This window comes from Nocardioides sp., assembly GCF_036274455.1.
Lineage (GTDB): Bacteria > Actinomycetota > Actinomycetes > Propionibacteriales > Nocardioidaceae > Nocardioides.
On sequence record NZ_DASUFR010000073.1, the window covers coordinates 1 to 8,157 of the forward strand.

Annotated in this window: 6 protein-coding genes; 4 read left to right on the plus strand and 2 right to left on the minus strand. The window is 72.1% G+C overall.

What is annotated here, in order from left to right:
- Positions 1-326: 326 nt before the first annotated feature.
- Together VFV89_RS06765 and VFV89_RS06770 are read left to right on the plus strand one after the other, a co-directional pair.
- Complete coding sequence (locus VFV89_RS06765; RefSeq protein WP_329705155.1) at positions 327-1,703, plus strand: HNH endonuclease signature motif containing protein; 1,377 nt, start codon at positions 327-329, stop codon at positions 1,701-1,703.
- Between the two features lie 20 nt (positions 1,704-1,723).
- Positions 1,724-2,125, plus strand: coding sequence for an NUDIX domain-containing protein (locus VFV89_RS06770; protein ID WP_329705156.1), 402 nt, complete (start codon positions 1,724-1,726; stop codon positions 2,123-2,125).
- A gap of 17 nt (positions 2,126-2,142) precedes the next feature.
- On the opposite strand, the gene purL is transcribed toward VFV89_RS06770, so the two are convergent.
- Both purL and VFV89_RS06780 read right to left on the minus strand, forming a co-directional pair.
- Entirely contained in the window at positions 2,143-4,434 is a 2,292-nt protein-coding gene (gene purL, locus VFV89_RS06775) for a phosphoribosylformylglycinamidine synthase subunit PurL (RefSeq protein WP_414690354.1), read from the minus strand.
- 34 nt (positions 4,435-4,468) lie between these two features.
- Complete coding sequence (locus tag VFV89_RS06780; RefSeq protein ID WP_329705157.1) at positions 4,469-5,017, minus strand: helix-turn-helix domain-containing protein; 549 nt, start codon at positions 5,015-5,017, stop codon at positions 4,469-4,471.
- 153 nt (positions 5,018-5,170) lie between these two features.
- Between VFV89_RS06780 and VFV89_RS06785 the strand changes: the two genes are divergently transcribed.
- Together VFV89_RS06785 and VFV89_RS06790 are read left to right on the plus strand one after the other, a co-directional pair.
- Positions 5,171-6,658 (plus strand): MFS transporter, encoded by a 1,488-nt coding sequence (locus VFV89_RS06785; protein ID WP_329705158.1) that lies wholly within the window; start codon positions 5,171-5,173, stop codon positions 6,656-6,658.
- Between the two features lie 153 nt (positions 6,659-6,811).
- Positions 6,812-8,157: glycoside hydrolase domain-containing protein (locus tag VFV89_RS06790; protein ID WP_329705159.1), on the plus strand; the 1,346-nt coding region annotated here is incomplete at its 3' end.

Here is an 8,157-nt window from a genome sequence, read left to right on the forward strand (position 1 = left end):
GTACGTCGTCCGCTGTCACCACGGTCCGGACGCTAGTGGGGGCCGGGGACAGGGGTCGGGACAGGGGTCGGGACAGGGCAGCGGTGACCAATCAACCGCAGCCTGGCCGCGGGCGGTTGATCACCCACCGCCACCTCGGCATGTCGGCGGGACACGCCGAGGCGCCGGTGGTCGGTGAACCCCTGGGCGGCTCAGACCGGTTGAAAGGTCACCGCTGCCCGGAGTGGGCGGCCACCCACCCACGGATCAGTCACATGAGCCACAAATCAACAGGGCCCCAACAAGCCTTGCGTTTCGAACACATGTTCGAATAGACTGGCCGCACGATGACGCTCACGGCCGACGCCCTCCCCGACTCCGCGCCCTTGCCGCGCGACCTGCTGGAGCGGGTGCGCGACAGGCGTCGCGCGGCTGACGCGGCCGAGCTCGAGATCCTCGAGCTGGCGCTGGAGTACGCCGCCGCAAACCCGGCGCTGCCCGGGCAGGAGCCCTGGGTGCCCGTCGACCCGCCCTCGTGGCTCGAGGAGCGCTCGGACCTTCCTCAGGAGGACTGGGAGTGGATCGGGCTTCCGGCGTTGCGCTGGGACGCGCCCGCTGCGTTCGCGACCGCCGACGACATGTCCACCACCGCGGGCAAGGCCCTCATCCGCGACGTGCTGGTGCTCGACCAGCGGCTCCCGTCGTTCTGGGCACTGGTCCGCGCCGGCCTGGCCCCGGCGTGGCGGGCCAGAAGGGTCGCTCAGACCGTGCTCGGCCAGCCGGCGGACGTGTGCCGCTACGTCGACCGCGAGCTCAGCCGACGGGTGCGCGAGTCCGAGGCCATCGGCCCGGTCGTCCTCGACCGGCTGGTCGAGGAGGCCATGCTTCGGCTGCACGCCGAGCAGCGCGAGGTCGAGCAGCTCGAGGCGCTCGACGCGCGCTACGTCGCCATCGACCCCACGTCGTTCAACCACACGGGCGTCGTCACCATGGCCGCCAGGGCCGACTGGGCGGACCTCGCGCCGTTCGACGAGACCCTCTCGGCGGTGGCCGAAGCACTGGCCCACCTGCCCGAGCACGAGCACGACTCCCACGACGTCCGCCGCTCCATCGCGCTCGCGATCCTCGCCGACCCCGCGCGGGCGCAGGCCCTGCTGGAGGGCGACCTCGACGCCAAGCCCACCAAGGTGCGCGAGCTCGTCGCGACAGTGCACCTGACCGAGGCCAACCTGCTCGGCCTCGACCCGGTCGCCACCGACGCCGACCAGCGCGCCCACCTCGACCAGGTCGTCCGCGCGTGGGCCGGCCGTCACGACATCGCCCTGACGGTCCGGAGCGTGCGCCACTGCGGCGGCAGCGCCGCTGGCTGCACCGACTGCCCCGCCGAGATCGACTGCAGCAACCACTCCGACCGGGCCGTGACGACCTACCTGCCCTCGTTGCTCGACCGCGAGATCGTCGCGCTCCGCGACCGGGTCTGCGTCCACCCAAACTGCACGAGGCCCGCGCGGCGCTGCGACTGCGACCACGTCCTCGCGTTCGACCGGGGTGGAGTCACCTGCCCCAAGTGCAACCTCGCCCCGCTGTGCCGACATCACCATCGACTCAAGACCCTGGCCGGCTGGCACTACTGGATGCTCGGACCACCGGGCGCCTACCTGTGGCGCGACCCGCACGGGCTGCTCTACCTGCGCACCCGCGACGGCACTCGGGCCCTGACCTAGTACTCATGCACGATCCGCGCATGGTCGAGGTCGTCCTTGGCGCGCTGGTGCACGAGGGCCGAGTCCTCCTCGGACACCGAAGTCCGCTCAAGCGCGCGTACCCGAACGTGTGGGACCTGCCCGGCGGAGTCATCGAGGAGGGCGAGTCAGAACTGGCCGCGCTCGCCCGGGAGCTGCACGAAGAGCTCGGAGTCCGGATGACGACGCACTCGGCGACCCTTCTGTGTCGCTTGACCGTACGGCCGACAGGGGAGCCGGTGCGTCTCAGTGCGTGGCTCGTGCGTGACTGGCGTGGGACTCCAGCGAACCGTGCGCCGGAGGAGCACGACGACATCGGTTGGTTCGGCCTCGACGAACTGCCTGCCCTCGCTCACGAGCTCGTTCGCACCGCCCTGCTGAACACCGCGGCGAGCCCGCCCTGACCCTCGTCCAGCAGTGGTCACGCGCCCAGCGCGTTCGGCAGCGTGTGGGTCCAGGTGTCGCGGAGCTCCGGGAGCGGGAGGTCGAAGTGCCCGTCGACCACGAGCGCGGCACCGCCCGTGGTGCCGATCGCAGCGACCGGGACGCCGTGCCGCCCAGCGAGCGCGGTCAGCCGCTCGACGTCCCCGCTCGGCACCGTGACGAGCACCCGCCCCGCCGACTCCGAGAACAGCGCGACGAACGGGTCGCCCTCGAGCGCCACGTCGGCGCCTATGCCACGACGAAGCACGGACTCGACGAGCGCCTGCGCGAGCCCGCCCTCGGAGAGGTCGTGCGCCGAGGTCACCAGCCCCACCGCCTCGCGCAGCAGCTCGGCCAGTGCCTTCTCCCGGGCCAGGTCGACGGCCGGCGGCCGGCCGCCGAGGTGGTGGTGCACCACGTGCGCCCACGCCGAGCCGGAGAGCTCCTCGAGGGTCTCGCCGAGCAGCAGCACGGTCTCGCCGGGCGCGACGAACCCGGTCGGCGTACGCCGGGTGACGTCGTCGATCACGCCGAGCACCGCAACCACCGGCGTGGGGAGGATGGGCGTCTCGCCGGTCTGGTTGTAGAGGCTGACGTTGCCGCCGGTGACGGGGATGCCGAGCTCGACGCAGGCATCCTTCAGCCCCCGACAGGCCTCGGCGAACTGCCACATGACGCCCGGGTCCTCCGGCGACCCGAAGTTGAGGCAGTCGGAGATCGCCAGCGGGGTCGCACCCCCGGTGGCCACGTTGCGGTAGGCCTCGGCGAGGGCCAGCTGCGCGCCGGCGTAGGGGTCGAGCGCGGCGAACCGGCCGTTGCTGTCGGTGGCGACGGCGATCCCGAGCCCGGTCGACTCGTCGACCCGGATCATCCCGCTGTCGGAGGGCTGCGCCAGCACGGTGTTGCCGCGGACGTAGCGGTCGTACTGGTCGGTGATCCACGACTTGTCGCAGAGGTTCGGGCTGCCTGCGAGCCGGAGCAGGGTCGCGCGGAGCTCCTCGCCGCCGGCGGGCCGGGGCAAGGCCTCGGCACGGTCGGCCTGCAGCGCGTCCTGGCTCTCCGGCCGGGCGAACGGGCGCTGGTAGGTCGGGCCGTCGTGCGCCACCGACCGTGGGGGCACGTCGACCACGCGCTGGCCGTGCCAGTCGACCTGGAGCCGGCCGGTGTCGGTGACCTCACCGATGACGGTGGCGTCGACCTCCCACTTGCCGCAGATGGCGAGGAAGGCGTCGACGTCGCCGGGCGCCACCACGGCCATCATCCGCTCCTGCGACTCGCTCATGAGGATCTCCTCGGGAGCGAGCGTCGAGTCGCGCAGCGGCACCAGGTCGAGGTCGACGTGCATGCCGCCGTCCCCGGCGGAGGCCAGCTCGGAGGTCGCGCACGAGAGGCCGGCGCCGCCGAGGTCCTGGATGCCGCTGACCAGCCCGGCCGCGAACAGCTCGAGCGTGCACTCGATGAGCAGCTTCTCCATGAACGGGTCGCCGACCTGGACGCTGGGCCGCTTGGCGGGACCGCTCTGCCCGTCCGCGTGGGAGTCGAAGGTCTCCGAGGCGAGCACCGAGACGCCGCCGATGCCGTCGCCGCCGGTCCGGGCGCCGTAGAGGATCACCTTGTTGCCCACGCCGCTGGCCTTCGCCAGGTGCAGGTCCTCGTGGCGGAGTACGCCGACGCAGAGCGCGTTGACCAGCGGGTTGCCGAGGTAGCTCGGGTCGAAGACGGCCTCGCCGCCGATGTTGGGCAGCCCGAGGCAGTTGCCGTAGCCACCGACGCCGGCCACGATCCCGGGCAGCACGCGGTGGGTGTCGCCGGCGTCGAGCGGGCCGAAGCGCAGCGGGTCCATGACCGCCACCGGCCGCGCGCCCATGGCGAGGATGTCGCGGACGATGCCACCGACGCCGGTCGCGGCGCCCTGGTAGGGCTCGACGTAGGACGGGTGGTTGTGCGACTCGACCTTGAAGGTGACGGCGTAGCCCTGGCCGATGTCGATGACGCCGGCGTTCTCGCCGATGCCGGCCAGCATCTTGCCGACGGGGGTCTCCTGCGGGATCTCGGAGAACTGCTTGAGGTGCACCTTCGAGCTCTTGTAGGAGCAGTGCTCGCTCCACATGACGCTGTACATCGCCAGCTCCGAGCTGGTCGGCCGACGGCCGAGGATCTCGCGGATCCGGGCGTACTCGTCGGCCTTGAGCCCCAGGTCGGCCCACGGCTGCTCGCGGCTGGGCTCCTCGGCGGCAGCTGCCACCGTGTCGAGGCCGGTCTCCGGTGCGGTCGTCGCGGGGGCGGGCACGGCTGCAATCTACCGGCGGCTCAGCGGACCGGGCTCAGCGCACCAGCCCGGCCACCACGACCTCGAGCAGCGGGCGTACGGCGGCCTCGTCGAGGCCGGACTGGTCGGCCACCGTGGCCACCCCGCCGACCAGGCGGGTCAGCTGGAGGGTCTCGACGCCGTCCTTGAGAGCCCCCTCCTCGCGCAGCCGGTCCATGACCCGGTCGCTCGCGCGGACGAGGACCTGGCACTTGGTGAGGATCGGTGAGCTCGGGTCGCCCATCGCCGCGGTGATCTTGGCCGGGCCGCCCTTGTGGAGGCTGATGAGACGGACGTACTCCTCGCACCAGGCCAGCAGCAGGTCGCTGGGCGAGCCCTCGTGGGCCAGCGCCTTGTCGGCGGCCTCGTCGACCCGGTCGACCCAGCTCTGCATGATCGCGTCGAGGAGGGCGTCGCGGTTGGGGAAGTGCCGGTAGAGCGTCCCCGGGCCGACGCCCGCGCGCCTGGCCACCTCGTCGAGCGAGGCGTCGTAGCCCTGCTCGCGGAAGACCTCGCGGGCGACCTCGACGATGCGGTCGTAGTTGCGCTTGGCGTCGGCGCGCATCTCTCACTTCTCCTGGCTGTGCTCGTCCACAAGGAGTCGGTCCGGAAAAGACCTTGCTAACCGGAGACAGTCTCCGTATCGTAGAGGAACCGGAGTCACCCTCCGGATCCAAGAGTACATCGGCCCACCGGCCGAGAACAGGACCTCTTCTCCATGACCTCCACCTCCCCGCACGGGGCGACGACCCGTCCGGGCTCCGTCCCTCACTCTCTCCCCGACAACGCCGGCCGCGCCGCGACCGGCATCGCGATCGTCCTGGTCGCCCAGCTGATGTTCACGCTGGACGCGACGGTCGTGAACGTCGCACTCCCGCGGATCGACGTCGCCCTCGGCTTCGGCCCGGCCTCGCTCTCGTGGGTGCTCAACGCCTTCACGCTCGCCTTCGGGGGCCTGCTGCTCCTCGGCGGCCGGCTCGGCGACGTCTTCGGCCGGCGCCGGCTCTTCCTCAGCGGCGTCGCCCTCTTCACCCTCGCCTCGTTCGCCGGCGGTCTCGCACAGACGCCCGAGTGGCTGGTCGCGGGCCGGGCCGCCCAGGGCGTCGGCGCGGCGCTGGCCGCTCCCGGCGTGCTCGCGCTGCTCACCACCAGCGCTCCCGACGAGCCGGCCCGGCTCCGGGCCCTGGCCCTCTTCGGTGCCGTCTCCTCCGGCGGGCTGTCCCTCGGGCTGCTGCTCGGTGGTGCGGTCACCGACCTCGGCTCGTGGCGCTGGACGATGTTCATCAACGTGCCGATCGGGCTGGCCGTGCTGGCGCTGACTGGGCGCTTCGTCGACGAGACCGCGCGCCGGCCCGGACGCTTCGACGTGGTCGGGGCGCTGACCGCCACCGGTGGCGCCGTGGCCATCGTCTGGTCGCTGATCGGCGCCCCCGAGCACGGCTGGGGCTCGCCCCGAACGGTGCTCGGCCTGGCTGCCGGCGTCGTGCTGCTGGTGGTCCTCGGCATCACCGAGCGCCGGGTGGCGCACCCGCTGCTCCGGCCCGCGCTGCTGCGAAGCCGGCAGCGGGTCGGTGGCCTGGGCGTGATCGCGCTGGTCGTGGGCGGCCAGCTGTCGATGTTCTTCCTGGCCGTGCAGTTCATCGAGCACCAGCTCGGCTTCGGCCCGATGAGGTCGGGGATGGCCTTCCTGCCGCTGACCCTGGGCATCTTCGCGATGTCGCGGGTGACCCCGCAGCTCATCCAGCGGGTCGGCGTGCTCCCGATGATGGTGACCGGATCGATCGGGCTCACCGTGAGCTTCGCCTGGCTCAGCACGCTCAACGCCTCCGACACCTACCTCAGCGGCGTGCTCGGCCCGATGCTGCTCAACGGCGTCTCGGCCGCCCTGGTCTTCATGCCGGTGACCGCGACCGTGCTGGGTGGCGTCGAGCCGGAGCACGCCGGCGCGGCGTCCGGGCTGCTGCAGACCTTCCAGCAGCTCGGCGGTGCAGTGGGCCTGGCGGTGATCGTCAGCGTGTACGCCGCGGGCTCGGTGCCCGGCGAGTTCCTCCCGGGCGCGCGGGCGGCGTTCCTCACCTCGGCGACCATGGCCGCGCTGGCCGGCGTCGTCGCGGTCGCCGCGCTGGCCCGCCGGCGTACGGCCGAGGCTCCCGGGCCGACCGACGCCGCCGACGCCGACGAGGAGCTCGAGGCAGTGGCCGCCTGAGCCGACGGACGGTTGCGGTGGCGCCCGGAAACCCGCGCGGTTGAGCGGAAAGCGAATTACAACAATGTAGTTGCAGCGAACCCGGTGACGGGTGTGACTGGAGTGACCTACGGTGCTGGAACCCGGCCCCGAACTTCCCCCAGGAGCCCCTCCATGCGCCGTCGTGCAACGACGACCTTCATCGGCATTGCCGCGACCGTGGTGACGGCGGTCCTCACCGCCACCGCCGTGGGACTGACACCTCCCTCCGCCGCCGCCTCGGTCGGCGGCGGCGGGCGGGTGGTGCCCAAGCAGCTGTTCACCAACCCGGTCACGCCGGGCACCTACACCGGGCTCGGGTTCGACCAGTGCCACGCCCCCGAGCAGTGGAAGATGGACGCCTGGCTGCAGGCCTCGCCCTACCGGGCGGTCGGCATCTACATCTCCGGCGCCTCCCGCGGCTGCCGGGACCAGCCCAACCTCACGCCGACCTGGATCAGCACCCAGCTGGCGAAGGGCTGGCGGCTGCTGCCGATCACGCTGGGTCCGCAGGCCGCGTGCAACCCGTCGTTCCCCCGCTACGGCAACGACCCGGTGATCAGCACCAAGCGCAACTCGGCGGGGAGCTACGCCAAGGCGTTCCGGCAGGGCAAGGCCGAGGCGTCGACCACTGTGGCCGCGGCCCAGGCGCTGGGGATCGTGCCGGGCAGCACGCTCTGGTACGACCTCGAGGGCTACAACGTGACCAACGGCCCCTGCCGCGAGTCGTCGCTGTGGTTCCTCAGCGCGTGGACCCAGCAGCTCCACGCCCTGGGCTACGTCTCCGGCGTCTACTCCAGCGCCGGCTCGGGCATCAAGTCGCTGGACGACGCCCGCGTCGAGCGACCGGGCACCTTCACCCTCCCCGACCAGATCTGGATCGCACGGTGGGACGGTCAGGCCAACACCTCCACGTCCTACATCCGGCCGGACGGTTGGGTCCCGGGCCGGCGGATGAAGCAGTTCCAGGGCGGCCACAACGAGAAGTGGGGCGGCGTCACGATCAACATCGACCGCAACTACCTCGACCTCTCGTCCGGCACGCCGCCGACCACGCCCGCCCAGAACCACTGCCACGGCACCCAGGTCGACTTCACCAACTACCCGCGGCTCAAGTCCCCGGCGAGGGGCAAGGTGCCGAACCCGGCCCAGGTGAGCGCGCTGAAGTGCCTGCTCAAGGAGCAGGGTGTCTTCCGCGGCAAGGTGAAGGGCGCGTGGACCGGCCGGCTGACCACGTCGGTCAAGGCCTGGCAGAAGCGGATGGGGCTGGGCAGGACGGCGATGTTCTCCCGCACCGCGTGGATGACCCTCCTCGCGGCCGGGCCGACGCCGGTGCTCAACCTCGGCTCGGCCGGCGAGGACGTACGCCGCGTGCAGCGCGCCCTCAACGCCGCCTCGCCGAAGGCGCAGCTAGCGGTCAGCGGCAGCTACGACACCGCCACCCAGGCGGCGGTGCTCGCCTGGCAGGCCAAGCACGGCAT